Genomic DNA, 25493 nt, shown 5'->3' on the forward strand with positions numbered 1-25493 from the left:
TTGCTTGAGCCCGTCACAAACCACAGAACCCGAGCGGGGGGCTCCCATATGCGCAGTGTCGAACCCGAGGTCTTCATCGTCGCCCGTCCCGAGCTTGACTACGACGAGCTGGCCCGTTACCTGGGCGAGGTCGGCGGCGAGAGCTGGCTGGAGCGGCTCGACCGCGGCGACCTCGACGCCCAGAACCTCGCCGAGTTCGCCGGCCGGCTCTGCTACCGGTCCTTCGAGCCCGGCCTCAACCCCAACGTGGTGCGCATCAGGGAGAACCAGGACGACTACCTGCGCAACATCCTGGCCAGCGCGCACGGCTCGGTCCTCGAACACGTCAGCTTCAGCTTCGTGCTGCACAACGTCAGCCGCGTCCTGACGCACGAGCTGGTGCGCCACCGGCCCGGCGTGGCCATCTCCCAGGAGTCGCTGCGCTTCGTCCGGCTCGACGAGCTGCCGTTCTGGTTCCCCGAGTGGGCCCAGCAGGACCCCGAGCTGATGAAGCGGGCCACGGCCGTGCTGGAGCAGCTGGAGCAGTTCCAGCTCTGGATGGCCGGGCACTTCGGGCTCGACGAGGAGGGCGTGCCGTTCTCGGAGAAGAAGCACCGCACCTCGTTCATGCGCAGGTTCGCCCCCGAGGGGCTGGCCACCGGCCTGGTCTGGACGGCCAACGTGCGCACGCTGCGGCACACGATCGAGGCCCGCACCGCCGTCGGCGCGGAGGAGGAGATCCGCCTGCTGTTCCAGCGCATCGGCGAGCTGATGCGCAAGGAGGCGCCCGCCCTGTTCGGCGACTACGTCGTCGAGGACGGGGCCTGGGTCCCGGGGTGGCGCAAGGTCTGAGGCGTCAGGCGAGGGCGGGCAGCACGTAGACCTCGGCGCCCGGCGGCAGGGCACAGTCCAGGCCGCCGAGCCCGCGGGCGTTCTCCCCGCACACGATCATGCTGATGTGCCGGCGGATGCGGCCGTAGTCGTCGCGCAGCCGCTCCTCCAGCAGCGGATGGGTGCGCCGGAGCATGTCGAGCGCCGAGCCGAGCGTGGGCGGGGAGTCGCGGTCGGCGCCGACCGCGAACACCTTCACCTCGGTGCGCCCGCTCACCCACCGCCGCAGCGAGCTGGGCAGCACGAACACGACCATCGTCACGGGCTTGGTGAATGACCTGGCCATCGGTCAGAGCACCGCCGCACGCACGCTCAGCACGTCGGGCAGGTGGCGGGCGACCTGCGACCAGCTCTCGCCGTCGTCGCGCGAGCAGTAGACCTCGCCGTCGCGGGTGCCGAAGAACAGCCCGGCGGGGGAGGCGGTCATCGCGTCGCGCAGCACGGTGGCGTGGACCGGGCCCTCGGGCAGACCGTCGCCCAGCTCCTGCCAGGTGGCGCCGGCGTCCTGGCTGCGGCAGACCCGGTAGCGGTGGCCGACCGGGGTGCGGTCGATGTCGGCCGTCAGCGGCAGCACGAAGATCGTGTCGGGGCGGGTGGGGTGGACCACGATGGGGAAGCCGAAGTCGGAGGGCAGGGCCGAGCCGATGTCGTGCCAGCTCCCGCCGAAGTCGTCGCTGCGGTAGACGCCGAAGTGGTGCTGCAGGTAGAGCCGGTCGGGCCGGGCGGGGTCGAGGCAGACCTTGTGCACGCACTGCCCGAACTCGGGGTACTGCTGCCCCTCCGGCAGGAACGGCGCGCGGATGCCCTGGTTGGCCGCCTCCCACGACATGCCGCCGTCGCGGGTGCGGTAGAAGCCGGCCGCCGAGACCGCGATGCCCATGACCTCGGGGTCGGTGGGGTGGGGGACGATCGTGTGCAGGCACAGCCCGCCGCCGCCCGGCTGCCACTGCGGCCGGTGCGGGTGGTCCCACAGGCCCTCGACCAGGCGGTAGGTGACGCCGTGGTCCTCCGAGCGGAACAGCGCGGCCGGCTCGACGCCGGCCCACACCACGCCCGGCTCCGACGGCGAGGGCGTGAGCTGCCACACCCGGGCCAGCGTCGTGTCGGTCTTGTCGGGGAAGGCGATGGGCGGCTGAGGCGCCTCGCCCCAGGACTCGCCGAGATCATCGGAATACATCACGGACGGACCGAAATGGCCGTATTCGATGCCGGCCAGCAGCCGGGGTGCGGGCCCCCGGGTGTCGATGGCCACCGAGGGCACCGCGACCGTGGAGAACCGGATCGGCTCGATCTCGAACGGGCCGCCGCCCGCCGAGCGGGCGAGGAACAGGCCCTTGCGGGTGCCGATCGCGAGGACTGCGTCAGTCATAGCATCGCTCCCATGTTCGCTTCCCGCCATCGTGCCACGCGGGCGGCGGCGGTGCCGAGCACTGGGAGATTTGCCGCACGCCGACCGTCCCGCCGCCAGTGGACGACGGGAACAGGGCGGGCATTACCCGGCAGGTAATCGTGACGCTTCCCTGTCACCGGTAGGTTTTCCGGCATGGGAGCACTTGCGATACAAGAAGAGACATTTGGTGATTTGTTGCGTTCGTGGCGGCAGCGGCGGCGGGTGAGCCAGCTCGACCTGGCCATCGAGGCGGACGTCTCCTCCCGGCACGTCAGCTTCCTGGAGACCGGCCGCGCCCGGCCGAGCCGCGAGATGGTGATGAGACTGGCCGAGGAGCTGGACGTGCCGCTGCGCCACCGCAACAGGATGCTGGTCGCGGCCGGGTTCGCGCCGGTCTTCCCCGAGCGTGAGGTGCGCGCCCCGGAGATGGCCGTCGTACGCCAGGCGCTGGACAAGATCCTGGCCGGGCACGAGCCGTACCCGGCGCTGGTCGTGGACGCGGCGTGGAACCTGGTGGCGGCCAACTCGGCGGCCGCCATGTTCATGGCCGGCGTGCCCGCCGAGCTGCTGGCCGAGCCGGTCAACGTGATGCGGCTGTCGCTGCACCCCGACGCGATGGGCGGCAGGCTGCTGAACCTGGCCGAGGTCCGCGCCTACCTCCTGCACCAGCTGCGCAGGCAGGCCGAGGCGTCGGCCGACGGCCGCCTGGCCGAGCTGCACGACGAGCTGGCCGCCTACACCTACCCCGGCGTCAACCTCAACGTGGCCCACGTGCCCGGCCCCGGCGACATCCTGCTGCCGCTGCGCATCGCCGACGGCGACCGCGTGCTGTCGATGTTCACCACCATCGCCACCTTCGGCACGCCCATGGACGTGACGGTCTCGGAGCTGGCCATCGAGACGTTCTGGCCGGCCGACGAGGAGACCGCCGCCGCCTTCCGCCGCGACCCGGCGGCCTCCTAGCGCTCACCGGGGACGACGTCGCGGTGGATGCGCGACAGCGGCACGCCGTCGGCCTGGAGGCGGCGCACGGTCGCGTCCACCATGCCACTCGGGCCGCAGACGTAGGCGTCGTGCTCGGACCAGGAGTGGAAGCGTCCCATCACCTCCGACAGCCGGCCGCGCATCCCGGTGTAGGAGGGGTCGCCGGAGACCACCGGCAGCACCTGCAACCAGGGGAAGGACGCCTGCATCGCCAGCAGGTCGGGCAGGTCGTACAGCTCGTCCACGGTGTGCGCGCCGTGCAGCAGGTGGATCCGCGGACGTAGGCCCGAGGCGATGACGTGCTCGACGATCGCCTTCAGCGGCGCCAGCCCGGTGCCGCCGGCCACGCACAGCAGGTCGCGGGCGCTGTGCTCGCGCGGTGTCATCGTGCCCATCGGCGGCCCGAGCATGACCGTGTCGCCGATCCTGGTGTGCCTGGTCAGCGCCGTGGACACCCAGCCGCCCGGCACCGAGCGCACGTGCAGCCTGACCGTGTTGTCCGGGCGCGGCGCGTTGGCGATCGAGAACGTGCGCCACACCCGCGGCCACCGCGCGGTCTGCACGGTGACGTACTGACCGGCCGTGTACGGCAGCGGCTGCGCGGGCAGCAGCGTGACCACCGCGATGTCGGGACGCCGCAGCTCGTGGTCGACGACCTCGGCCGGCCACCAGGCCGGGGAGACCCCCGCCTCGGAGTCGGCCGCCTCGATCATCAGATTGGCCGCCGCCGTGTACGCCGACACCCAGGCCGCCTCGATCTCGTCGTTCCACACCTCGGCGGCGAAGCGCCGGATCGTGGCCAGCAGGGCGTTGCCGACGGCCGTGTAGTGCTCGGCGACCACGCCGTACTTGCGGTGGTCCCTGCCGAGCTGCCCCAGATAGGCGGCCAGGCCGTCCGGGCTGTCCAGGCTCCACACGATCCGGGTCAGCGCGCCGAACAGCCGGTCGCGCTGGACGTCCATCGCGGGCGGGAACATCCCTCGCAGGTGCGGGCTCGCGGCGAACAGCCGTCCGTAGAAGTACGCGGTCGCCTTGTCGGCCACGGGCTCGACGAGTGAGAAGCTCTCCTTCACCAGTCGCGGATTCAACGACATGCACTCAACCCCACGCTATTGGGCCGGACACTCGATTCCGGCCGCCTCCTCCACCTCCTGGCAGCTCCGGGTCGTGAACGCGCGGCGTGCCCCGGCACTTCCGGCGCGCTCGAAAATGAGCCTTACACCACCTCTGATGCGTCGCAACCGATTCACCCGAAATGCGGTATGGGGTTTTCTGGCGAAGAAAACGAATAAAAGTGATTTTCGCATTTTGTTTCCGCTGTTTCCCGCCGCGCGACGGAGGCGTAGCATCCCGCCATGGCGGTCCTCCACCCCAGGCGGGTGACCTGGGAAGGCGCGCGCACCCGCCGGCCCTGACCTCGCCCCTGGAGATCCGCATGTCCCGACCGCTGATCGGCATCACCGCCTACCTGGAGGCCGCCCGCTGGGGCGACTGGGTACGCGAGGCCGTGCTGTCACCGCCCTCCTACGCCAAGGCGATCGAGCGGGCCGGCGGCGCGCCCGTGGTGCTGCCGCCGCTGGGCCCCCGAGGCATCGGCGACTACGTCGGCGGCCTGTCCGGCGTCCTGCTGGCCGGGGGCGTCGACCTCGGCGCCGGCACCTACGGCGGCGAGCCGGACGAACGCGCCCCCGAGCCGCAGGCCCACCGCGACCGGTTCGAGCTGGCCCTGGCCGGGGCCGCGATCCGGGCCGACCTGCCGATCCTGGCGATCGCGCGCGGCATGCACGTCCTGAACGTCGCCCAGGGCGGCACGCTGATCCCGTGGCTGCCCGAGGTGCTCGGCCACGACCGGCACGGCGAGCCCGGCGGGGTCCACGACCTCCGGGTGAGCGTGTCCAGCAGGCTGGGCAAGGCCGTCGGCGAGCACGTCAGGACCGTCGCGCCGCACCGGCAGTCCGTCCGCCGGCTGGGCGGCGGCCTGCTCGCGGTGGCCTGGGCCGAGGACCAGATCGTCGAGGGCGTCGAGCTGCAGGGCCACCGGTTCGCCGTCGGCCTCCAGTGGCATCCCGAACGCGGCGGGGACAATCGGCTCTTCGCTGCGTTCGTCGAGGCGGCCCGCTAGGCTGCGCTCATGCCGCTGCACCCCCAGGCGCGGGATTACGTCGCCCTCTACCCGTCGGACCTCAACGCCGACCTGGCCACGCTCGACCTGGCCACCATCCAGGAGATGCGCGCGCACGACGGCTTCGCGGCCCAGCGGGGCCCCCTGACCACGCTCCCGTTCGTCCGCGACGAGCTCGCCGGCGACGTGCCGATCCGCATCTACCGCGCCGACCCCGGCGACGGCCTGCTGCCCGTCGTGGTCTACTTCCACGGCGGCGGCTGGGTCTTCGGCAGCGTCAGGCGCAACGACGCCCTCGGCCGCGACCTGGCCCTGCGCACCGGCGCCGTGGTCGTCTCCGCCGACTACCGGCTGGCCCCCGAACACGCCTTCCCGGCCGCCGCCGACGACGCCTGGACCGTCGTCCGCGACGTCTTCGCCAGGCCCGCCTTCTACCAGAGCAACGGCAGCGTGGCCGTCGTCGGCGACAGCGCGGGCGGCAACCTGGCCGCCGTCGCCGCCTGGCGGGCCGCCGGGTCCGGCATCCGGCTGGCCCACCAGGCGCTGGTCTACCCGGTGCTCGACGCCGCCATGGACACCCCGAGCTACCACGCCTACGCCAAGGGCTTCGGGCTCGACGCCGCCGAGATGGCCTGGTTCGCCGAGCGCTACGCCTCCGGCGCCGACCCGGCCGACCCGCTGCTGAGCCCGCTGCGCATCGCCGACCTGACCGGCCTGCCGCCCGCGACCGTCCTGACCGCCGAGTGCGACGTGCTCAGGGACGAGGGCGAGCACTACGCCCGCCGCCTGGCCGACGCCGGCGTGCCGGTGGAGGCGCGCAGGTTCGACGGCGCCGTCCACGGCTTCTTCGGCCTGCCCGGCCTGTTCGACCAGGCGACCGAGGCCAGGCAGTACATCGCCGACCGTCTGCGGGAGCACCTGTGACCTTCGACAAGCTCAAGCTCGACACCCCGGCCGAGGGCGTGCTGCGCGTCACGATCAGCGAGCCCGGCCGGCTCAACGCCGTCGACATGACCGGCCACCGCGAGCTGAGCGAGATCTGGCGCGAGGCCGACCGCGACGACTCCGTCAGGGCGATCGTCGTCCGGGGCGAGGGCACCGCGTTCTCGGCCGGCGGCGACCTGTCGATGATCGAGGAGATGACCCGCGACCACGCCACCCGCATGCGGGTGTTCGCCGAGGCCCGCGACATCGTCTACAACGTGCTCAACTGCTCCAAGCCGATCGTCTCGGCCGTCCAGGGCCCCGCCGTGGGCGCCGGGCTCGCGGTGGCGCTGCTGGCCGACGTCTCGGTCGCCGGCCGCACCGCCCGGATCATCGACGGCCACACCCGGCTCGGCGTCGCCGCCGGCGACCACGCCGCGATCATCTGGCCGCTGCTGTGCGGCATGGCCAAGGCCAAGTACCACCTGCTGCTGTGCGAGCCCGTCACCGGCGAGCAGGCCGAGCGCATGGGCCTGGTCAGCCTGTGCGTCGACGACGACCAGGTGTACGACAAGGCGATGGAGATCGCGGTCCGCCTGGCCCAGGGCTCCCAGGAGGCCATCCGGCTGACCAAGTACTCGCTCAACAACTGGCTGCGCCTGGCCGGCCCGTCCTTCGACGCCTCGTTGGCGATGGAGTTCCTCGGCTTCACCGGCCCCGACGTGGTCGAGGGCGTGCGCGCGGTGCGCGAGAAGCGGCCGCCGTCGTTCGGCTGAGCGGGCGCGTGTGCTTGTCCGGGCCTCGGGTAGGCGCACCCTCATGACGGACAACGATGTGGTCGACCTGCTGGTGCGCCAGCACGAGCAGATCAGGAGCCAGTTCACGGAGGTCGAGAACGCTGCCCCCGAGGACAAAGCAGCGGCTTTCCAGAGGCTGGTGCGCCTGCTGGCCGTCCACGAGACAGCGGAGGAGGAGATCGTCCACCCGTATGCGCGCCGCCACGTCGACGACGGCGACGACCTGGTGGACGAGCGCCTGGCCGAGGAGAACGCGGCCAAGGACATGCTCACCCAGATGGAGCGGGCGGGCGTCGACGACCCGCAGTTCGCGGCCGACCTGGCCACGCTGCGCAAGGCCGTCGTCGAGCACGCCGAGGCCGAGGAACGCGAGGAGTTCCCCAGGCTGAGGCAGGCCGCCGGCGAGAAGGAGCTGCGCGCGATGGCGATCGGGGTCAAGGCCGCCGAGGCGATCGCGCCCACGCACCCGCACGCCGGCGTCGAGACCGCGCCGGAGAACCTGCTGGCGGGCCCGCCCGCCGCGATCATGGACAGGGCCCGCGACGTGATCCGCAAGGCGACGGGCAGGGCCTGAGAGCCGTCAGAAACTCCGGGGCAACCCGAGCACCTGTGTCGCGAGGAAGTTGAGCAGAAGCTCCTCCGTCACGGGTGCCACCCTTCCGATACGGGCGTCGGCCAGCAACCTGGCCACCGGGTACTCCAGCGAGTACGCCATGCCGCCGTGCGTCTGGAACGCGGCGTCGGCCGCCTCCCACGCGGCCTGGGAGGCGGTCAGCTTGGCGATGTTGGCCTCGGTGCCGCACGGCAGCCGCCGGTCGAAGGACCAGGCCGCCTTGTACAGCATCAGCCGCGCCAGCTCGATCTTGGCCTTGACCTGCGCCAGCGGGAACGCGATGGCCTGGTTGGCGCCGATCGGGCGGCCGAACACCTCGCGTTCCTTGGCGTAGCCGACCGCCACCCGCAGCGCCACCTCGGCGCCGCCGAGCGCGGAGGCGGCCAGCAGCACCCGTTCGGGGTTGAGGATGTCCCACAGCACGGCCGCGCCGCCGTCCACCTCGCCGACCACGTTCGCGGCGGGCACCCGCAGGTCGTCGAGGAAGACCATGTTGGACGGCGTGGTGTTCGCGCCCATCTTGGGGATCGGCCGGTAGGAGAGCTGCCCGGCGGCGACCGCCTCGGGCACGTTCACCAGGAACACCGTCAGCCCGTGGGTGCGCGGTTTGGCGTCCGACGCCGGGACCGTCCTGGTCACCAGCAACATCCAGGTGGCCCGCTGCACGCCGGTGATCCAGATCTTCTGGCCGTTGAGCACGTAGTCGCCGCCGTCGCGGCGGGCCGAGGTGGTGATCGCCAGGGAGTTGGAGCCGGCGTCCGGCTCGGTCAGGGCGAAGCACGTCTCGATCTCGCCCGTGGCCAGCCGGGGCAGCAGCTCGGCCCGCTGCTCGGCGGTGCCGTGCCGGGCCAGGGTGAGCGCGCCGAAACCGGGGGTCAGCACGTACGTGAAGGCCGAGCCGCCCGCCGCGCCCGAGCTCGCCAGCGTCTCGGTGGCCACCGCGAGCTCCAGCAGCCCCTGCCCGCCCCCGCCGTGCTCCTCCGGCACGGCCAGGCCCAGCCAGCCGCCCTTGGCGAGGTCGGCCCAGACCTCCTCCGGCCAGCGTTTGTCGCTCTCGCACCGCTGCCAGTAGTCGAGGTCGTAGCGGGCGCAGATCTCGGCGACACCGCGCTGGACGGCCTGGGCGCTCTCGGGAAGGGTGAAATCCATCACGCCATCGTAGAAGTTCGTTCTGTTCAGGGTCGAGGTCTGCGGGCGTGGAAGACGAAGGCCGGCGGGGTGTTGCGCCACACCGTACGTCCGGGCACGACCTCCTCGAACCGCTCGGCCAGCAACGCCCGGAACCGGCGGGCCGAGCTGAGCGGGATGGCGTGGATGTAGGAGAAGGTGGTGAAGGCCGCGCCGGGGCTCATCACCGACGTCACCGCGTCCAGCAGCTCGTGCTGCAGCCCCGTGGGGAAGGCCGCCCACGGCAGCCCGCTCACCACCACGTCGGCGTGGCTCAGCCCGCGCCCGCTCAGCAGCTCACCCAGGCGCGCCGCGTCGGCGTGGGCCACGTCCACGCCGGGGAAACGCTCGGCGAGCAGCGCCGCGAGCCGCCCGTTCACCTCGACGGCCAGGTGGTGGCCACGCCCGCCGAGCCGCTGCTGGATCTCCGCGGTGAACGGGCCGGTGCCGGGGCCGAGCTCCACCACGGTCGGCTCGCCGCGCTCCGGGACCGGCGCGCAGACGGCCGAGGCCAGTCGGCGCGAACTCGGGGCGACGGCGCCGATCACGGCGGGGGCGCGCAGGAACTGGCCGAGGAACATTGCGGTGTCGTTGGACATGGCCCCGAACGTATAGGGAAGATCACCCCCTGTGCTCCCTCCTTTGGACGAACCGGCGGCCATTAGGAGGAGACGGGGTCCTCCGCGCGGAGGATCAGCTAACGGTCGAGGGTGGATAGCGTGAGCCCATGCGTTGGCGTGGTGTGCCGCTCGATGTCCTGCTCGCGGTATCAGGTGTGGGCCTGGACCTGTTGACGACGGCCCACGCGGGCGACACCGCGTACCTGCCGGCGGCGATGAACATCCCCATGGCCTTCCTGGTGGGCCTGCCCATGGGGATGGTACGGCGATGGCCGCTGCCCGTCACCCTCTACCTGGCCGTCTTCCTCGTCCTCAGCGACCAGCTCGGCTCCTACACCTCCAACACCGCGCAGATCCTCATCTGCGTCGCGCTCGGCGTGGTCGGCTTCCGCGTCGCCTGGAAGCCCGCCCTGCTCGGCGTGGGCGCCACCGTCCTGGCCACCGCGGTCAACATCGCCGACCCCGGCATCGCGCTGACCGGCAACACCTGGATCTACTCGGTGCTGCTGCCCGTCTTCCCCACCGTGCTCGGCGCCTACCTGCGCGGCTCGGCCGAGCGGCTGGAGGAGCGCGACGTCACGCCCGACGCGCTGCTGGCCGCCGGCGGCGTGGCGATCACCGTGCTCAGCACCTGGACCTCCTGGCACAGCGGAGCCCTTCCGGTGTGGGTGATCGGCCTGCTCGCCGTGGTCGGCGGGCTGTCGCTGGGCGTGGCCAGGCGCCTGCCCGGCCTGGTCCTCCTGCTGCAGGCCGTGCTGCTGATCGCTGCCGACAGCTATCTGAACGACGCCGTCAACACCTGCCTGATCCTCACGCTCATCGCCATCGGCGTGTTCGCGATGCGCGTGGCCTCCTGGGCCTGGACGGCGGCCGCGTACCTGACCGGCTGCCTGCTGTCGGCCATCGCCGTCGTCGGGGACGGCACCGAGATCACCCCGGTCCGCGTCGGCGTGCTGATGACCCTGGTGGCCACGCCCATCGCGATCGGCCGCTACCTGGGCATGCGGCGTGCCGCCGCCGCCGCCGAACGCCTGCGCGCCGAGGAGTCGGCCCGGCTCGCGGTCGCCCAGGTGCGCGCCGACCAGCTCGCCGAGCGCGAGCGCATCGCCCGCGACGTGCACGACATCGTGGCCCACCACGTCGGCGCCATGGTGCTGCGCGCCAGCGCCGCCCGTTTCACCGCGCCCGACGGGCCGGTCGCCGACGCGCTGTCCGACATCCGCGAGACCGGCCACCAGGTGCTCCAGGACCTGCGCGACCTGCTCGACCTGCTGCGCGACCCCGACCGCGGCCCCGACTTGCTGGCCAACCCCGCCGACGTGGTCCGCGAATCCGCCGAACGCATGGCCGCCGCCGGGCTCGTCGTCGACCTCGACCTCGACCCGGCCAGCGACCGCGCCCCGCTCATCGCCCGCGCCTCCGCCGCGCGCATCGTCCAGGAAGGTCTCACCAACGTGCTCAAACACGCCGGACCCGGCACCCGGGTCCGGGTCATCGTGGCCCCCGCCGAGGAAGGGTTGTCCATCGAGATCCGCAATGGCCGCCCGCCCACCGTCATCGAGCGCCTGCCCTCCTCCGGCCGCGGCCTGGCGGGCATGCGCGAGCGCGTGCGCGCCCTCGGGGGCACCCTCAGCGCGGGCCCGGACGGCGACGGCGGCTGGCTGCTGCTGGCCAGCCTGCCCGCCAGGAGCGCCGCGTGATCCGCGTGCTGGTGGCCGACGACCAGGCGCTGGTCCGCGCGGGCGTGCGCATGTTGCTGCAGGCCGCGGGCGACATGGAGGTCGTGGGCGAGGCCGAGGACGGCGCCGAGGCCGTCCGCCTGGCCGAACGCCACGTGCCCGACGTCATCCTCATGGACCTGCGCATGCCCCGCGTCGACGGCCTGGAGGCGACCAGGCGGGTGCTGGCGGCCCGCCCGGCGGCCCGCGTCGTCGTGCTCACCACGTTCGCCGAGGACGCCGACGTGCACGCCGCCCTGCGCGCCGGGGCCGTCGGCTTCCTGGTCAAGGACGACGAGCCGGAACGCATGGTCGACGCCGTGCGCAGGGCCGCCGCGGGGGAGCAGCTGCTGGCCCCCTCGGTGCTGCGCCGGGTCGTCGAACGGTTCCTCGCCTCCGAGGAGCAGGCCGCCGTGCCGCCGCCGTCCGGGCTGACCGAACGCGAGCTGGAGGTGCTCGCCCTGGTCGGCACCGGCCTGTCCAACGCCGAGATCGCCGAGCAGCTGCACGTCGGCGTCACCACCGTCAAGACGCACATCGCCGCCGCCATGGACAAGCTCGGCCTGCGCAACCGCATCCAGGCCGCCGTGGTCGCCCACCGCGCCGGTCTGGTGGACGCCGCCTTCCGCCCGGTCCGTCCGCCACGTGGGGGACCGGGGGGTCATCCCGCAGGCTGACGACCTTGTGGGGCCGCCCTCGACACGATGTGGGTCCTTCGTTCGCAGAAAGGATGCACATCATGGGGGAGACTCAGGTCATGCCGCGCCCCGGCACGACACGACAGGTGCCGGCGGGGCTGCTGTACAGCCTGCGCGTCGTCATCATCGCCCAGGCCGCCGCGCTGCTCGTGGCCGCCTCGTTCGCCGGACAGGCCGTGGCGGCGGGCGGCGGCGCGCTGTCCGAGACGCACGTCATGGCGGGCATGGTCGTCCACCTGGTGGCGCTCGTGCAGATCGTGCTGGCCGTCCTGGTCTGGCGGCCGGGCCGCGGCGCCGGCTGGCCGGTGTGGGCCAGCGTCGCACTGCTCGTCGTCGGCCTCCTCCAGCACTTCACCTGGTCCTGGCTGGGCGCCCACGTGCCCAACGGGGTGCTGCTGTTCGGCCTCATCGGTGCGCTGCTGATCTGGTCCTGGTCGCCGTCGGCGTCCCGGCGCCGCTAAGGTCTGTGGTGTGTATGTGAAGATCTGCGGGTTGAGCGAGCCCGAGCACGTCGAGGCCGCCGTCGAGGCCGGCGCCGACGCCATCGGGTTCGTGCTCACCCGGAGCCCGCGCAGGGTGACGCCGGAGTGGGCGGCCGAGCTGGCCGCGGCGATCCCGGCCCACGTGCTCACCGTGGGCGTCTTCCGGGGGGAGGACCCCGAGACGGTCCGGGCCGCGGCGCTGGCCTCGGGCGTGCGCGCCGTCCAGCTGCACGGCAACCACCCCCACGCCGACTTCACCGCGCTGAAAGACCTCGGCCGTCCGCTCGTGCGCGCCGTCGACGCCGCGGCCGACCTGCGGTGCGGCGCCCACGACGAAGACCTGCTCATCGTCGACGCCCCGCGCCCCGGCTCGGGGGAGCCGTGGGACTGGGCGGCGGTGCGCGGCCGCCCGTCCGGCCGGTGGATGCTGGCCGGCGGGCTCGACCCGTCGAACGTGGCCGAGGCCGTCGAGGCCGCCGGCCCGTGGGGGGTCGACGTGTCCAGCGGCGTCGAGACCGCGCCGGGGGTCAAGGACTCCGCCCTGATCAGGGCCTTCCTCCGGGCCGCCCGCGGTGGCTGACGAGCTGTCGCGGGCCCTGGGCTTCGTGCACGACTTCGCCCGTCGCAAGGCGCCCGTCGTCACGCCGGTCCCGGGCGGGTTCGCGGTGCTCGACGAGCGTTACCCGATGTCGCACGACGACAACAGGCTGATCGTCTGGAGCGGCGCCCCCGGGCCGGTGCTCGCGGCGGCCGACGAGCGGCTCGCCGGGCTCGGCCACCGGCTGGTGTGCGTCGACGACGACCGGCAGGGGCAGGAGTTCCGGCCCGCGTTCGGCGCCGCCGGCTACCAGCACGAGACGAACGTCGTCATGGCCTTCCACGGCCCCCGCCCCGCCGCGCCCGCCGCCGCCACCGAGCGGCTCGACCTGGCCGAGCTGGTGCCCGTGCTGCGCGAGGAGTGGCGCGAGTCGCTGCCGCAGGCGGAGGAGGGCGTGGTCGAAGGGCTCGCCGCGCGCGCTGCGGCCCGCCCGGCCGGCGCCGACCTGGTCGAGTTCCACGCCGTACGCGCCCCCGACGGGCAGGTCGCCGCCCGGGCCGACCTCTACGTCCACGAGGGCGTCGCCCAGATCGAGAACGTCTACACCGGCGAGCGCCACCGGGGCCGGGGCTTCGCCCGCACGCTGCTGACCGCGCTGCTCGCCGCCACGGCCGGCGCCGAGCTGACGTTCCTGGTCGCCGACGCCGACGACTGGCCGCGCGAGTTCTACGGCCGGCTCGGCTTCGTCCCCGTGGGCCACACCCACGCCTTCCTGCGCACCTGACCCTTCCGCGAAGCCGGCGGCCCGGTCAGGCGCCCACCGAGCGGGCCAGGGCCACCGCGGCGGGGCCCAGCAGGGCCAGCACGGCTCCCGACAGCGCGTGCACGACCGTGTACGCCAGCAGCGGCGTCCCGTTCCCCGACATCCGCCGCACCGCGCCCAGGACGGTCGTCAGGCCGTGCTGCCCGGTCACCGCGCCGAGCACCAGCGGCGGCGGCAACATCATCAGCTTGGCCCCCATGGCCAGCGAGATCACCACGGGCACCGCGGCCGTGGCGACCGCGCCGAGCGCCACCTGCCAGGCGTGCCGCCCCACCAGCTCCACCGCCGCCGGCCCCGCCGACAGCCCGAGGGCCGCCACGAACACGCCGAGCGACACCTCGCCCACCACCCGGGCCGCGCCCGCGTCGTACTGCCCGAAGCGGGCCCGTCCCGCCCGCGCCCGGCCGAACACCAGCCCGGCCACCAGGCAGCCGATCGACACCGTGAGGCCGCCCGCCACCCCCGCCACGAGCCCGGCGACGAGCCCGGCGGCCAGGTAGACGACGTCGGCCCGGCGTCCGGCGTCCGTCCGCGCCCCGAGCCAGGCGGCCGCCCGGTCCACGTCCCGTGTCATCCCGGTCACCCGCACCACGTCACCGGCGCACAGCTCCGTGCCCGGCCGGACCGGCAACCGGCACCCCACCCGCGTCACCTCGCACACGTGCAGGTCCTGCACCCCCTGGCCGGACAGCCCGGCGCGCAGGTCCCGCACGGTCGCCGGCGGCCGGCCCGCGAGCGTCACGTCGGCCACCTCCAGGTCCAGGTCGAGCTCCCGCCCGCCGGGCACCTCGGGCCCGACCACCGCGCCCGCGTTGACGACGTCCTGCCGCACGCCCACGACCACGACCTCGTCGTCCCGCTGCAGCAGCGTGTCCGGGCCGAACGGGATCGGCCGGCCGTTCCTGCGCAGCCGCTCCACCGAGACGCGGGTGCCCATCGCGATCTCCGCCTGCCCGACGGTCCTGCCCTCGCCGGTGGTGACCTGGTGGGCCTTGCCCAGCACCGCCGGCGGCGGCGTCTCCTCCGCGCCGTCCAGCCGCCGCCACAGCGCCGCGGCCTCCTCGCCGGGGTCGAACCGCAGCACCGCGGGCGCGGCCCGGCCGGTCAGCAGCGCGATCGTGACCAGGGCGAAGAGATAGGACAGGACGTACGCGGGCCCGAGCGCGCCCTGCGCGACCCCGGCGGCCTGCAGGGCGTCGGCCGACGTCCCCAGCGCCACCGGCCCGGCCGCCGCCCCCGCGATCAGTCCGGCCGTGGTGCCCGGATCCAGCCCGAACGCGTCGGCCACGAGCGCCGTGACCGCCAGCGCCCCCACGACCTCGGCGACCGTGAACCACAGGTACCGCAGGTTGCGCCCGGCGAACGCCGCGAAGAAGGCGGGCCCGAGGGTGTAGCCGAGGGTGAAGGCGAAGATCGCGAAGGCGATCACGCGCACCTGCTGGTGGACCGTGACGCCGCCGGTCAGCAGCCCGACGGCCAGCGCCGCGGCCAGCGTCCCGGCCACGCCTCCGAGCGCCACCCCGCGGAACCTGATCCGGCCCAGGGCGAACCCGAGGGCCAGGCAGAGGAACAAGGCGATCTCCGGCGCGCCCCGCAGCACGCCGGACTCCCAGGGCCACATCCGATCCCCCCAAGCCAGGCCGGCACCGCGGGGGGATCGATCACCCAGCCTTTTCCCGCCGTCACAAGCCGCGAAACGCCCACTCCTCCCGCCCCGTCCTCCCCGCGTGCGGGGAATGGTCGCTGGTGGGGCGTCTGTGCCGGAGTTCCACGCAGTAGGGTCTCTGCGTGAGCGAAACTTCCGCCGAGGACCGGATCTGGACGGTTCCCAACCTGCTGAGCTTCCTGCGCCTCCTGGGCGTCCCCGTGTTCCTCTGGCTGGTCCTGGGCCCCCGGGCGGACGGGTGGGCCATCGGCATCCTCGTCGTGGCCGGGTTCACCGACTGGCTCGACGGCAAGATCGCTCGCGCGTTCAACCAGACCAGCAAGCTCGGCCGGGTGATCGATCCGGCCGCCGACAAGCTGTACGTCTTCGCCACCATCCTGGCGCTGCTGCTGCGGGAGGTCATCCCGTGGTGGCTGGTGGCCGTCATCGTGGCGCGGGAGCTCTTCGTCGCCTGTTCGTTCCCCGTACTACGCAAACACGGCTATAAGGCACTTCAGGTGCATTTCCTGGGCAAGGCCGCCATGTTCAACCTCATGTACGCCTTCCCGCTGCTCTTCCTCGCCTCCCACACCGGGTGGTATGCCGAAATAGCGCGAATTGCCGGGTGGGCCTTCGCGTTGTGGGGCACGGGCCTGTATTGGTGGGCAGGGATCCTGTACGTGGTGCAGGTGCGCCAACTCGTAACCGCGACCACGAAGGAGTGATCGGGTGAAGGCGGTCGTCATGGCGGGCGGGGAGGGTACTCGGCTGCGTCCGATGACTGCCAACCAGCCCAAGCCCCTGCTTCCCGTGGTCAACCGCCCGATCATGGAACACGTCCTGCGCCTGCTCAAACGGCACGGCATCACCGAGACGGTCGTCACCCTCCAGTTCCTGGCCGCCCTCGTGCGCAACTACTTCGGCGACGGCGACGAGCTGGGCATGAACCTCCAGTACGCCACCGAGGACCTGCCCCTGGGCACCGCGGGCAGCGTCAAGAACGCCGCCGACCGCCTCCGCGACGACCGCTTCCTGGTCATCTCCGGCGACGCCCTCACGGATATCGACTTATCCGACATGATCCGTTTTCATCGCGAAAATTCGGCTCTTGTCACCATCGGCCTGAAACGCGTCCCCAACCCGCTCGAATTCGGGATCATCATCCTCGACGAGAACGGGCGCGTGCAGCGTTTCCTGGAGAAGCCCACCTGGGGCCAGGTCTTCTCCGACACCGTCAACACCGGCATCTACGTCATGGAGCCCGAGGTCCTCGACGCCGTGGCCGACGGCGAACCGGTCGACTGGTCATCAGACGTCTTCCCCGCCCTCCTGGAACGCGGCGCCCCCATCTACGGCTACGTCGCCGACGGCTACTGGGAGGACGTCGGCACCCACGCCAGCTACCTCAAGGCCCAGGCCGACGCCCTGTCCGGCCGGGTCCGCCTCGACATCGGCGGCTTCGAGCTCTCCCCGGGCGTCTGGGTGGCCGACTCCGCCACGGTCGACCCCGACGCCGTCCTGAAGGGCCCGCTGCTGATCGGCGACTACGCCAAGGTGGAGGCGGGCGCCGAACTGCGCGAGTTCACCGTGCTCGGCAACAACGCGGTCGTGCGTGAGGGCGCCTTCCTGCACCGCGCGGTCGTCCACGACAACGTCTACCTCGGCCCCGGCGCCCACCTGCGCGGCTGTGTGATCGGCAAGAGCACCGACGTCATGGGCGGCGCCCGCGTCGAGGAGGACGCCGTCATCGGCGACGAATGCGTCATCGAGGCCGAGGCGTACGTCTCCAGCGGCGTCAAGGTCTACCCGTTCAAGACCATCGAGGCCGGCGCGGTCGTCAACACCAGCGTCATCTGGGAGTCGCGCGGCCAGCGCAACCTGTTCGGCCCCCGCGGCGTCAGCGGCCTGGTGAACGTCGAGATCACCGCCGAGCTGTGCGTCCGGCTGGCCGGCGCCTACGCCACCACCCTGCGCAAGGGTGCCTACGTCGTCACCTCCCGCGACTGCTCCCTGGCCGCCAGGGCGCTCAAACGGGCCGTGATCGGCGCGCTGACCGCCGCCGCGATCAACGTCCTGGACCTGGAGGCCGCGCCGCTGCCGGTGGCCCGCTTCCACACCGCCCGCGAGTCGGCCGCCGGCGGCATCGCCCTGCGCACCACGCCGGGCGACCCGCAGAGCGCCGACATCGTCATCATGGACGACCGCGGCGCCGACCTGCCCCCGGCCGCCCAGCGCAAGCTGGAGCGCGTCTTCTCCCGCCAGGAGTACCGGCGGGCCTTCCCCGGCGAGATCGCCGAGCTGCACTACCCGGCCAGGGCCGTCGAGGGCTACACGCACGAGCTGATGCGGGCCATCGGCGTGACCGGCGTCAAGGACATGAAGGTCGTGGTCGACTGCGCCGGCGGCACCTCCTCCCTGGTGATGCCCACGCTGCTCAGCCGGGCCGGCGTCGAGGTGCTCACCGTCAACGCCCGCCTGGACGACGTCTCGCCCACCGAGACGCTGGCCGAGCGCCGACGGGGCCTGCAACGCCTGTCGGAGCTGGTCAGCTCCTCGCGGGCGGCCTTCGGCGTGCGCTTCGACCCGGTCGGCGAACGCATCGCGCTGGTGGACGAGACCGGCCAGCTCATCAGCGAGGAACGTGCCCTGCTCGTCGTGCTGGACCTGGTGGCGGCCGAGCGCAGGGGCGGCCGGGTGGCCCTGCCGGTCACCACCACGCGCGTCGCCGAGCAGGTCTGCCGCTTCCACGGCGTGCAGGTGCAGTGGACCTCGACCGCCCTGGACGCCCTGACCTCCGCCGCCCAGGGCCCCGACATGATCTTCGCGGCGGACGGGCGCGGCGGGTTCGTCGTGCCGGAGTTCAGCCCGGCCATCGACGGCCTGGCCGCGTTCATGCGCCTGCTGGGGCTGGTGGCCCGCACCCGGCTGTCGCTCAGCCAGATCGACGCCAGGATCCCCGAGGTCAAACTGCTCCGGCGGAGCGTCCCCACCCAGTGGGCGGCCAAGGGCGCGGTCATGCGCTCGGTCATCGAGGCGGCCGAGGCCGAGCCCGGCGGCTGGCGCGTGGACACCACCGACGGCGTGCGGGTCGCCCGCGACGACGGCTCGTGGGTGCTGATCCTGCCCGCCGCCGCCGAGCCCGTCACCGACCTGTGGGCCGAGGCCCCCGACATGGACGGCGCCCAGGCGTTGCTCGAACGCTGGGCCCGCGTGGTCGAACAGGCAGCCGTCTGATCACGTAGAGTAGCGAAAAACCCTTCGCACGCGATGTGCGCGCGGAGTGCCGCAAGATCGTAATGTAGAAACGCGCGGCGGCATGGACCACGGGGTGGGGGCGGCGGTAACTTTGTCAGCGTCCGAACCAACAGTCCAGCGCCCCGCCTTGACCTTTGCCGCTGATCAGCGTAAGTTGCGGCATTCGCAAACTTGAAGAGCGAAGGCAGGCGCGTCCCCAGCACCGTCGCCGCGTCTTCGCGGTAGGAGGCCGAGCCGATCGATGCCGAGCGTCTACTGCACGCAGTGCGGGCACGCCAACCCCGAGGATGCCCGTTTCTGTTCCCGCTGTGGGTCACCGCTGACCAGACCCGAGGTCGCCGGGGACACCACATCGACGATCTCGGTCGCGGGAATCGAGGCGTACGAGGCTGAGACAGGCGACATGCTCCTGGCCGAACGGGCGCTGGTCGAACAGCTCCCGCCCGGCACGGCGTTGCTCTCGGTGACCAGGGGGCCCAACCAGGGGAGCCGGTTCCGGCTCGACAAGGACCTCACCACGACCGGGCGCCACCCGGAGAGCGACATCTTCCTCGACGACATCACCGTCTCCCGCCGCCACGTCGAGTTCTACCGCCATCGCGGCGGCCAGTTCTCCGTGCGCGACGTCGGCAGCCTCAACGGCACCTACGTCAACCGGGAGCGCATCGAGGAGGTCCCCCTGCACTCCGGAGACGAGGTGCAGATCGGCAAGTTCCGCCTCGTCTTCCTGATGAGGGTCAACGCCGGCGCATGAGCTCACAGGCGGCACGCTCGCACATGAGCATCGGGGAGGTGCTCGCCCTGCTGCAGGGCGAGTTCCCCGACGTCACCGTGTCCAAGATCCGTTTCCTGGAGGGTGAGGGGCTCATCGAGCCCGAGCGCAGCCCCTCGGGCTACCGCAAGTTCACCCACCTCCACGTCGAGCAACTGCGTTTCATCCTGACCGAGCAGCGTGACCACTACCTGCCGCTGCGGGTGATCAAGGACAGGATGGCGGAGAGCTTCGGCCTTCCGCGCGCGGTGCAGCAGACGCAGGAGATCCGGTTCGACCGGGCCGAGCTGCTGGAGGCCGCCGGCATCGACGAGGAGACCCTCGCCGAGCTGGAGGACTACGGCCTGCTCGCCCCCGTGGCCAGGCGCTACGACGAGGAGGCGCTGAAGGTCGCGCGCAGCGTCGGCGCCCTGGCCCGCTTCGGCCTGCACGCCCGCCACCTGCGCGCGGTCAAGGCCGCCGCCGAGCGGGAGTGCGGCCTGGTCGAGCAGACCGTCGCGCCCATACTCAAGCGGCGCGCCCCCGGAGCCATCGGCGAGGCCGACGAGGCCGCCAGGGAGCTGTCCCAGCTCCTGCTCGACCTGCACGCCTCTCTGGTGCGCAGCGGGGTCAGGTCTGTCCTGGGCCGCTGAGGGCACAGAGCTGGAAGGCCGGGGCACATTCCAGGCCTGCCGGGTGTTACGTTGAAATGCATAAGCGTGTAGCAGAAGCGACCCAGTCAACAGCTGTGCCGGGCGACCGGCCGGTCGAATACGGAGCAGCCCGTGTTGCAGATGGAGGTCGTGGGCGTTCGAGTTGAGATGCCCACAAATCAGCCGATCGTCTTGCTCAAGGAGGCACACGGGGAACGGTTCCTTCCGATCTGGATCGGCATGACCGAGGCGACCGCGATCGCCCTGGCGCAGGCCGAGGAGCCGCCGCCCCGGCCGCTCACCCACGACCTGTTCAGGGACGTGCTGAGCGCGCTCGGCGTCGGGCTGCGCGCGGTCAACATCGTGGCCCTGCGTGACGGTATCTTCTTCGCCGACCTTGTGTTCTCCAACGGCGTGGAGGTGAGCGCCAGGCCGTCCGACTCGATCGCCCTGGCCCTGCGCACCGGCGCCCGCATCTTCGCCAGCGAAGAGGTGGTCCAGGAGGCCGGTGTGATCATCCCGGACGACCAGGAGGACGAGGTGGAGAAGTTCAGGGAGTTCCTTGACACGATCACTCCCGAGGACTTCGGCAGGGCGGGGTAGGTATTTCAGTGCATTTACGCTTCACGACGCGCCGAGCCGGATCGTTGACTGAGCATGGTCACGGTCCTACGGTGCAAGTGAAACCCGTGGTCGCCCTTTACGAACCCCCAGATCAGGCCGCGGGATGAGAGAAAGCCGGAGGTCCGCGTGGCGGTCAGCAGCGGCGAGGGAAAGACGGCCGGCCAGGAAGATCCGGTGCGGCGCGAGAGCGCGCGGCAGCGTGCCGGAGAGCAGGGCCTGCTCTTCGACGAGCAGCCCACGACGCTGCCCGCCGACATCGGATACCGCGGGCCCACGGCCTGCTCGGCGGCCGGCATCACCTACAGGCAGCTCGACTACTGGGCGCGTACCGGCCTGGTGGAGCCCACGATAAGAGCCGCGCACGGCTCGGGTTCGCAGCGGCTCTACAGCTTCCGCGACATCCTGGTGCTCAAGGTCGTCAAGCGGCTGCTCGACACGGGCGTGTCGTTGCAGCAGATCCGCACCGCGGTGCAGCACCTGCGTGACCGCGGGGTCGCCGACCTCGCGCAGATCACGCTCATGAGCGACGGAGTCAGCGTCTACGAGTGCACCTCGGCCGACGAGGTGATCGATCTCCTCCAGGGCGGGCAGGGCGTGTTCGGCATCGCGCTCGGTCGGGTCTGGCGCGAGGTCGAGGGCTCCCTCGCGGAGCTGCCGGGGGAACGGGCGGCGGTCGAGGACAGCGTCCCGGCCGACCATCCCACTGACGAGCTCGCCAAGCGGCGTCGCGCACGCCGCACGGGGTGAGCTGAACCGCTGAACACACCGTAGTAATCTAGGACAGAGTAAGGCTGACGACCCCGTGCGGGAGAGTCCCTGGGCTTCGGTCCTGGGGCGCCGAAGGAGCAACCCTCCCCGGAATCTCTCAGGCATCCCGTACCGCTCGGGCGAGGCAACTCTGGAAAGCAGGTGCGTCCGCCAGGCGCACCTCACCGACGGTGCAAGCCCCACGGCGGGGTGAAGCTCTCAGGTCGCGATGACGTCGCGCTGACAGAGGGGGAGATCCGGCACTCGCCCGCGCCCCGGCGCCGGTCTCCACGCCTCAGGAGGCAACCTCCATGACCGACCTGTCCGCTCCGCCGTTCTCGTCCCGGCACATCGGCCCATCGGAGTCCGAGCAGCAGCGCATGCTCGAGGCCGTGGGCTTCGAGTCCGTCGGCGATCTGGTGGCCGTGGCCGTCCCCGAGGCCATCAGGGCCAAGGACCGGCTCCAGCTCCCGCCCGCCGCGAGCGAGACCGAGGCCATCGCCGAGCTGCGCGAGCTGGCCTCCCGCAACCGGGTGCTGACGTCCATGATCGGACTGGGCTACTACGACACCGTCACGCCCGCCGTCATCCGGCGCAACCTGCTGGAGAACCCGGGCTGGTACACCGCCTACACGCCGTACCAGCCGGAGATCTCGCAGGGCCGCCTGGAGGCGCTGCTGAACTTCCAGACGGTCGTCTCCGACCTGACCGGCCTCGACGTCGCCGGCGCCTCCCTGCTGGACGAGAGCACCGCCGCGGCCGAGGCCATGACGCTGGCCCGCCGGGCGGGCAGGTCCAAGAGCGACGTGTTCGTCGTCGACGCCGACACGCTGCCCCAGACCAAGGCCGTGCTGGCCACCCGCGCCGAGCCGCTCGGCATCACGCTGGTCGAGCACGACCTCGACGGCGACCTGCCCGAGTGCTTCGGCGTGCTGGTGCAGTACCCGGGCGCCTCGGGCCGCCTGCGCGACTTCCGCGACGTGGCCGCCAGGGCGCACGAGGCGGGCGCGCTCGTCGTGGCCGCCGCCGACCTGCTGGCCCTCACGCTCGTGGCCGCCCCCGGCGAGCTGGGCGCCGACATCGCCGTCGGCTCCTCCCAGCGCTTCGGCGTCTCCTTCGGCTTCGGCGGGCCGCACGCGGCCTACATGTCCGTACGCGAGGGCCTGCAGCGGCAGATGCCCGGCCGCCTGGTCGGCGTGTCGGTCGACGTCGACGGCGACCCCGCCTACCGGCTGGCCCTGCAGACCCGCGAGCAGCACATCCGCCGCGAGAAGGCCACCAGCAACATCTGCACCGCCCAGGTCCTGCTGGCCGTGATCGCCGGCATGTACGCCGTCTACCACGGCCCCGAGGGCCTGCGCCGGATCGCCCGGCGGGTGCACCGGCACGCCGTCGCGCTGGCCGGCGGGCTGCGCGAGGCCGGCCTGGAGGTCGTGCACGGAGAGTTCTTCGACACCGTGCTCGTCCGCGTGCCCGGCCGGGCCGCCGAGGTGGTCGCCGCCGCCGCCGAGCGGGGCGTCAACCTGTGGCAGGCCGGTGACGACCACGTCTCCGTCGCCTGTGACGAGAAGACCGGCGCGGCCGAGCTGGTCAAGGTGTGGGCCGCCTTCGGCGTCGAGCGCGCGGACGCGGACGTGGACCTGGCGGCCGACGCGCTGCCGGCCGACCTGCTGCGCGAGTCGGACTTCCTGACCCACCCGGTCTTCCACAGCCACCGCTCCGAGACCGCGATGCTGCGCTACCTGCGCAGGCTCCAGGACAAGGACATCGCGCTCGACCGTTCGATGATCCCGCTCGGCTCCTGCACGATGAAGCTGAACGCGACCACCGAGATGGAGCCGATCACCTGGCCGGAGTTCGCGGGCGTGCACCCGTACGCGCCGGAGGCCCAGACCGAGGGCTACCGGGACCTCATCGGCACGCTGGAGGGCTGGCTGGCCGAGGTGACCGGCTACGACGCGGTCTCCATCCAGCCGAACGCGGGCTCCCAGGGCGAGTTCGCCGGCCTGCTGGCCATCCGCGCCTACCACCAGGCCAACGGCGACACCGAGCGCGACGTGTGCCTGATCCCGTCCTCGGCGCACGGCACGAACGCGGCCAGCGCCGTCATGGCGGGCATGCGGGTCGTGGTCGTGGCCTGCGACAGCGACGGGAACGTCGACCTGGCCGACCTCGACGCCAAGATCGCCAAGCACCGCGAGCGGCTGGCCGCGATCATGGTGACGTACCCGTCCACGCACGGCGTGTACGAGGAGTCGATCACCGAGGTCTGCGCCAAGGTGCACGAGGCCGGCGGCCAGGTCTACGTCGACGGCGCCAACCTCAACGCCCTGGTGGGCCTGGCCAAGCCCGGCGAGTTCGGCGCCGACGTGTCCCACCTCAACCTGCACAAGACGTTCTGCATCCCGCACGGCGGCGGCGGCCCCGGCGTCGGTCCGGTCGCGGTCCGCGGCCACCTGGCGGCCTACCTGCCCGGCCACCCGCTGCGCGACGGCGGCCCGGTCGGCCCGGTCTCGGCCGCCCCGTACGGCTCGGCGGGCATCCTGCCGATCTCGTGGGCGTACGTGCGCATGATGGGCGCCGAGGGCCTCACGGCGGCCACCGAGCAGGCCATCCTGTCGGCCAACTACCTGGCCAGGCGGCTGGCCCCGCACTACCCGGTGCTCTACACCGGCCGCGGCGGCCTGGTGGCGCACGAGTGCATCGTGGACCTGCGCCAGATCACCAAGGAGACCGGCGTCACCGTCGACGACGTGGCCAAGCGCCTGATCGACTACGGTTTCCACGCGCCCACCATGTCGTTCCCGGTGGCCGGCACGCTGATGATCGAGCCGACCGAGAGCGAGGACCTGAACGAGCTCGACCGGTTCGTGGACGCCATGATCGCCATCCGCGGCGAGATCGCCAAGGTGGCCTCCGGCGACTACGACAAGACCGACAACCCGCTGCGCAACGCGCCGCACACGGCCGAGTCGGTCACCGCCGACGAGTGGCCGCACCCGTACTCGCGGACCGAGGCGGCCTACCCGCTGGCCTCGCTGCGCGAGGGCAAGTACTGGGTGCCGGTGCGCCGCATCGACCAGGCGTACGGCGACCGCAACCTGGTGTGCTCCTGCCCGCCTCTTGAGGCGTACGAGGACTGATCCCGCAAGCGGGTCCCCGCCCGGGGGCCCGCTTCCGGCGCGGCCCAGTCCCACACCGTCAAGTGAGCAGACATGATCGCGACGAGCCGTTAGGCTCGGTGCGATCCGTCGCCCGAAGGAGCTCTCTTGACGTTCTCAGAGCTGGAGACCCCGCCTCTCGACACCGCCCGCCGCCTGGCCGAGGGCGGCGACCTCGACGGTGCGGCGGCGATACTGACCGAGCTGGTCGCCGACCCCGACAGCCCCGACCGGGCCCAGGCGGCCGTGGGGCTTGCCGTGGTGCTCGACGAACGCGGCGACACCGACGCCGCCCGCGCCGCGGCCCGCACCGCGCTGGCCACCGGCCATCCCGAGTACGCCGCCCAGGCCGCCTGCCACCTGGCCCAGGGCTTCGAGCGTGAGGGCCGCGACGACCAGGCCAGGGCCGCCTGGCAGGCCGTGCTCGGCGTCGGCACGCCGGCCTACGTGCCGCTGGCCCACCTCGCGCTGGCCCGGCTGGCCGGCAGCCCGCAGGAGGCCGACAAGGAGCTGCGCGCCGCCTTCGACGCGGGCATCGACGTGGGCGACGCCGAGGCCACCGCGCACGCGGCCCGCCAGCTCGCCGAGACGCTGCTGGAGCACGGTGATCCGGGCGAGGCGGCCGGCCTGCTGCTGGACGCGCTGGAGTTCGCCCCGGCGCGGGAGCTGCCGGGGCTGCGGGTGCTGCTCGGCATCGCGCACCTGGAGCTGGCCTGCGCGGAGTTCGCCGAGGCCGTCGAGAGCGGGGCCGACCCCCAGACGGGAGCGCTGGCCATCGAGCTGCTGGCCCGCACGCTGCCGCTGCGCGGGCGCACCGAGGACGCCGGCCAGGTGTGGACCTACGGCCTCGAACACGAGGACGAGACCATGGCCGCCGAGGTGCGGCTGCGCTTCCACCGCGACGCCTGACC

The 25493-nt window shown here is 72.5% G+C and carries 25 protein-coding genes and 1 riboswitch; of the genes, 19 read left to right on the forward strand and 6 right to left on the reverse strand.

Features of this window, described 5'->3' with window-relative positions:
- Positions 1 to 48 precede the first annotated feature (48 nt).
- Positions 49 to 831, forward strand: coding sequence for an FAD-dependent thymidylate synthase (thyX, locus tag ABZ815_RS32880; RefSeq protein WP_352350875.1), 783 nt, complete (start codon positions 49 to 51; stop codon positions 829 to 831).
- A gap of 4 nt (positions 832 to 835) precedes the next feature.
- Here thyX and ABZ815_RS32885 read toward each other — a convergent pair whose 3' ends face one another.
- Both ABZ815_RS32885 and ABZ815_RS32890 read right to left on the reverse strand, forming a co-directional pair.
- Positions 836 to 1156 carry a hypothetical protein gene (locus ABZ815_RS32885; RefSeq protein WP_352330107.1) on the reverse strand — a complete coding sequence of 107 codons (321 nt, stop codon included), beginning with the start codon at positions 1154 to 1156 and terminating at the stop codon, positions 836 to 838.
- Positions 1157 to 1159: 3 nt separating this feature from the next.
- Positions 1160 to 2239 (reverse strand): exo-alpha-sialidase, encoded by a 1080-nt coding sequence (locus ABZ815_RS32890; protein WP_357704825.1) that lies wholly within the window; start codon positions 2237 to 2239, stop codon positions 1160 to 1162.
- Positions 2240 to 2413: 174 nt separating this feature from the next.
- Here ABZ815_RS32890 and ABZ815_RS32895 point away from each other — a divergent pair, with 174 nt between their 5' ends.
- Positions 2414 to 3223, forward strand: a complete 810-nt coding sequence (locus tag ABZ815_RS32895; RefSeq protein WP_357704827.1) for a helix-turn-helix transcriptional regulator — start codon at positions 2414 to 2416, stop codon at positions 3221 to 3223.
- Here the strand turns inward: ABZ815_RS32895 and ABZ815_RS32900 are convergent.
- The gene (locus ABZ815_RS32900; RefSeq protein ID WP_357704829.1) at positions 3220 to 4338 is read right to left on the reverse strand and encodes a globin domain-containing protein; all 1119 of its coding nucleotides are present in this window, start codon (positions 4336 to 4338) and stop codon (positions 3220 to 3222) included. The two genes, ABZ815_RS32895 and ABZ815_RS32900, sit on opposite strands and share 4 nt — an antisense overlap.
- A gap of 341 nt (positions 4339 to 4679) precedes the next feature.
- Between ABZ815_RS32900 and ABZ815_RS32905 the strand changes: the two genes are divergently transcribed.
- From ABZ815_RS32905 to ABZ815_RS32920, 4 genes are read left to right on the forward strand one after another with little or no spacing between them, the layout of a single operon-like run.
- Positions 4680 to 5366 (forward strand): gamma-glutamyl-gamma-aminobutyrate hydrolase family protein, encoded by a 687-nt coding sequence (locus tag ABZ815_RS32905; RefSeq protein WP_357704831.1) that lies wholly within the window; start codon positions 4680 to 4682, stop codon positions 5364 to 5366.
- A 9-nt stretch (positions 5367 to 5375) separates the two neighbouring features.
- Positions 5376 to 6290 carry an alpha/beta hydrolase gene (locus ABZ815_RS32910; RefSeq protein ID WP_357704833.1) on the forward strand — a complete coding sequence of 305 codons (915 nt, stop codon included), beginning with the start codon at positions 5376 to 5378 and terminating at the stop codon, positions 6288 to 6290.
- Positions 6287 to 7066 carry an enoyl-CoA hydratase/isomerase family protein gene (locus tag ABZ815_RS32915; protein WP_357704835.1) on the forward strand — a complete coding sequence of 260 codons (780 nt, stop codon included), beginning with the start codon at positions 6287 to 6289 and terminating at the stop codon, positions 7064 to 7066. Before ABZ815_RS32910 ends, ABZ815_RS32915 begins: the two co-directional genes overlap by 4 nt.
- A gap of 43 nt (positions 7067 to 7109) precedes the next feature.
- Complete coding sequence (locus ABZ815_RS32920; protein WP_357704837.1) at positions 7110 to 7661, forward strand: hemerythrin domain-containing protein; 552 nt, start codon at positions 7110 to 7112, stop codon at positions 7659 to 7661.
- Positions 7662 to 7667: 6 nt separating this feature from the next.
- Here ABZ815_RS32920 and ABZ815_RS32925 read toward each other — a convergent pair whose 3' ends face one another.
- Together ABZ815_RS32925 and ABZ815_RS32930 are read right to left on the reverse strand one after the other, a co-directional pair.
- Positions 7668 to 8849, reverse strand: a complete 1182-nt coding sequence (locus ABZ815_RS32925) for an acyl-CoA dehydrogenase family protein (RefSeq protein WP_357704839.1) — start codon at positions 8847 to 8849, stop codon at positions 7668 to 7670.
- Between the two features lie 26 nt (positions 8850 to 8875).
- Positions 8876 to 9466: an SAM-dependent methyltransferase gene (locus ABZ815_RS32930; protein ID WP_357704841.1), complete on the reverse strand. Its 591-nt coding sequence runs from the start codon at positions 9464 to 9466 to the stop codon at positions 8876 to 8878.
- Between the two features lie 128 nt (positions 9467 to 9594).
- Between ABZ815_RS32930 and ABZ815_RS32935 the strand changes: the two genes are divergently transcribed.
- From ABZ815_RS32935 to ABZ815_RS32955, 5 genes are all read left to right on the forward strand, one after another.
- The gene (locus tag ABZ815_RS32935; protein ID WP_357704843.1) at positions 9595 to 11187 is read left to right on the forward strand and encodes a histidine kinase; all 1593 of its coding nucleotides are present in this window, start codon (positions 9595 to 9597) and stop codon (positions 11185 to 11187) included.
- On the forward strand, positions 11184 to 11882 hold the full coding sequence (locus ABZ815_RS32940; RefSeq protein ID WP_357704845.1) for a response regulator transcription factor: 699 nt from the start codon (positions 11184 to 11186) through the stop codon (positions 11880 to 11882). Before ABZ815_RS32935 ends, ABZ815_RS32940 begins: the two co-directional genes overlap by 4 nt.
- Positions 11883 to 11944: 62 nt before the next feature.
- The gene (locus ABZ815_RS32945; RefSeq protein WP_357704847.1) at positions 11945 to 12364 is read left to right on the forward strand and encodes a hypothetical protein; all 420 of its coding nucleotides are present in this window, start codon (positions 11945 to 11947) and stop codon (positions 12362 to 12364) included.
- A gap of 10 nt (positions 12365 to 12374) precedes the next feature.
- Positions 12375 to 12965 (forward strand): phosphoribosylanthranilate isomerase, encoded by a 591-nt coding sequence (locus ABZ815_RS32950; RefSeq protein ID WP_357704849.1) that lies wholly within the window; start codon positions 12375 to 12377, stop codon positions 12963 to 12965.
- Positions 12958 to 13707 (forward strand): GNAT family N-acetyltransferase, encoded by a 750-nt coding sequence (locus ABZ815_RS32955; protein ID WP_357704851.1) that lies wholly within the window; start codon positions 12958 to 12960, stop codon positions 13705 to 13707. The genes ABZ815_RS32950 and ABZ815_RS32955 overlap by 8 nt, the downstream gene beginning before the upstream one ends.
- 25 nt (positions 13708 to 13732) lie before the next feature.
- Here ABZ815_RS32955 and ABZ815_RS32960 read toward each other — a convergent pair whose 3' ends face one another.
- Positions 13733 to 15367: a hypothetical protein gene (locus ABZ815_RS32960; RefSeq protein ID WP_357704853.1), complete on the reverse strand. Its 1635-nt coding sequence runs from the start codon at positions 15365 to 15367 to the stop codon at positions 13733 to 13735.
- A gap of 167 nt (positions 15368 to 15534) precedes the next feature.
- Between ABZ815_RS32960 and ABZ815_RS32965 the strand changes: the two genes are divergently transcribed.
- The 8 genes from ABZ815_RS32965 (at position 15535) to ABZ815_RS33000 (ending at position 25491) form a co-directional block, all read left to right on the forward strand.
- Entirely contained in the window at positions 15535 to 16116 is a 582-nt protein-coding gene (locus tag ABZ815_RS32965; RefSeq protein ID WP_357704855.1) for a CDP-alcohol phosphatidyltransferase family protein, read from the forward strand.
- A 4-nt stretch (positions 16117 to 16120) separates the two neighbouring features.
- The gene (locus tag ABZ815_RS32970) at positions 16121 to 18625 is read left to right on the forward strand and encodes a mannose-1-phosphate guanyltransferase (protein ID WP_357704857.1); all 2505 of its coding nucleotides are present in this window, start codon (positions 16121 to 16123) and stop codon (positions 18623 to 18625) included.
- A gap of 262 nt (positions 18626 to 18887) precedes the next feature.
- On the forward strand, positions 18888 to 19400 hold the full coding sequence (locus tag ABZ815_RS32975; protein ID WP_357704859.1) for an FHA domain-containing protein: 513 nt from the start codon (positions 18888 to 18890) through the stop codon (positions 19398 to 19400).
- 23 nt (positions 19401 to 19423) lie between these two features.
- The gene (locus tag ABZ815_RS32980) at positions 19424 to 20050 is read left to right on the forward strand and encodes a MerR family transcriptional regulator (RefSeq protein WP_357704861.1); all 627 of its coding nucleotides are present in this window, start codon (positions 19424 to 19426) and stop codon (positions 20048 to 20050) included.
- 132 nt (positions 20051 to 20182) lie between these two features.
- Complete coding sequence (locus ABZ815_RS32985; protein ID WP_090771501.1) at positions 20183 to 20653, forward strand: bifunctional nuclease family protein; 471 nt, start codon at positions 20183 to 20185, stop codon at positions 20651 to 20653.
- A 147-nt stretch (positions 20654 to 20800) separates the two neighbouring features.
- Entirely contained in the window at positions 20801 to 21421 is a 621-nt protein-coding gene (locus ABZ815_RS32990; protein WP_357704863.1) for a MerR family transcriptional regulator, read from the forward strand.
- Between the two features lie 48 nt (positions 21422 to 21469).
- Positions 21470 to 21566, forward strand: a riboswitch (glycine riboswitch).
- Between the two features lie 166 nt (positions 21567 to 21732).
- Entirely contained in the window at positions 21733 to 24564 is a 2832-nt protein-coding gene (gene gcvP, locus ABZ815_RS32995) for an aminomethyl-transferring glycine dehydrogenase (RefSeq protein WP_357704865.1), read from the forward strand.
- 126 nt (positions 24565 to 24690) lie between these two features.
- Positions 24691 to 25491 carry a hypothetical protein gene (locus ABZ815_RS33000; protein WP_357704867.1) on the forward strand — a complete coding sequence of 267 codons (801 nt, stop codon included), beginning with the start codon at positions 24691 to 24693 and terminating at the stop codon, positions 25489 to 25491.
- Positions 25492 to 25493: the final 2 nt, after the last annotated feature.

This window comes from Nonomuraea sp. NPDC047529 (assembly GCF_040642995.1).
In the GTDB taxonomy this organism is placed as follows: domain Bacteria; phylum Actinomycetota; class Actinomycetes; order Streptosporangiales; family Streptosporangiaceae; genus Nonomuraea.

Coding starts and splice junctions, on each gene's coding strand:
- thyX (WP_352350875.1), top strand. CDS start 49: ATGCGCAGTGTCGAACCCGAGGTCTTCATCGTCGCCCGTCCCGAGCTT.
- ABZ815_RS32885 (WP_352330107.1), bottom strand. CDS start 1,156: ATGGCCAGGTCATTCACCAAGCCCGTGACGATGGTCGTGTTCGTGCTG.
- ABZ815_RS32890 (WP_357704825.1), bottom strand. CDS start 2,239: ATGACTGACGCAGTCCTCGCGATCGGCACCCGCAAGGGCCTGTTCCTC.
- ABZ815_RS32895 (WP_357704827.1), top strand. CDS start 2,414: ATGGGAGCACTTGCGATACAAGAAGAGACATTTGGTGATTTGTTGCGT.
- ABZ815_RS32900 (WP_357704829.1), bottom strand. CDS start 4,338: ATGTCGTTGAATCCGCGACTGGTGAAGGAGAGCTTCTCACTCGTCGAG.
- ABZ815_RS32905 (WP_357704831.1), top strand. CDS start 4,680: ATGTCCCGACCGCTGATCGGCATCACCGCCTACCTGGAGGCCGCCCGC.
- ABZ815_RS32910 (WP_357704833.1), top strand. CDS start 5,376: ATGCCGCTGCACCCCCAGGCGCGGGATTACGTCGCCCTCTACCCGTCG.
- ABZ815_RS32920 (WP_357704837.1), top strand. CDS start 7,110: ATGACGGACAACGATGTGGTCGACCTGCTGGTGCGCCAGCACGAGCAG.
- ABZ815_RS32925 (WP_357704839.1), bottom strand. CDS start 8,849: ATGGATTTCACCCTTCCCGAGAGCGCCCAGGCCGTCCAGCGCGGTGTC.
- ABZ815_RS32930 (WP_357704841.1), bottom strand. CDS start 9,466: ATGTCCAACGACACCGCAATGTTCCTCGGCCAGTTCCTGCGCGCCCCC.
- ABZ815_RS32935 (WP_357704843.1), top strand. CDS start 9,595: ATGCGTTGGCGTGGTGTGCCGCTCGATGTCCTGCTCGCGGTATCAGGT.
- ABZ815_RS32945 (WP_357704847.1), top strand. CDS start 11,945: ATGGGGGAGACTCAGGTCATGCCGCGCCCCGGCACGACACGACAGGTG.
- ABZ815_RS32960 (WP_357704853.1), bottom strand. CDS start 15,367: ATGTGGCCCTGGGAGTCCGGCGTGCTGCGGGGCGCGCCGGAGATCGCC.
- ABZ815_RS32975 (WP_357704859.1), top strand. CDS start 18,888: ATGCCGAGCGTCTACTGCACGCAGTGCGGGCACGCCAACCCCGAGGAT.
- ABZ815_RS32980 (WP_357704861.1), top strand. CDS start 19,424: ATGAGCATCGGGGAGGTGCTCGCCCTGCTGCAGGGCGAGTTCCCCGAC.
- gcvP (WP_357704865.1), top strand. CDS start 21,733: ATGACCGACCTGTCCGCTCCGCCGTTCTCGTCCCGGCACATCGGCCCA.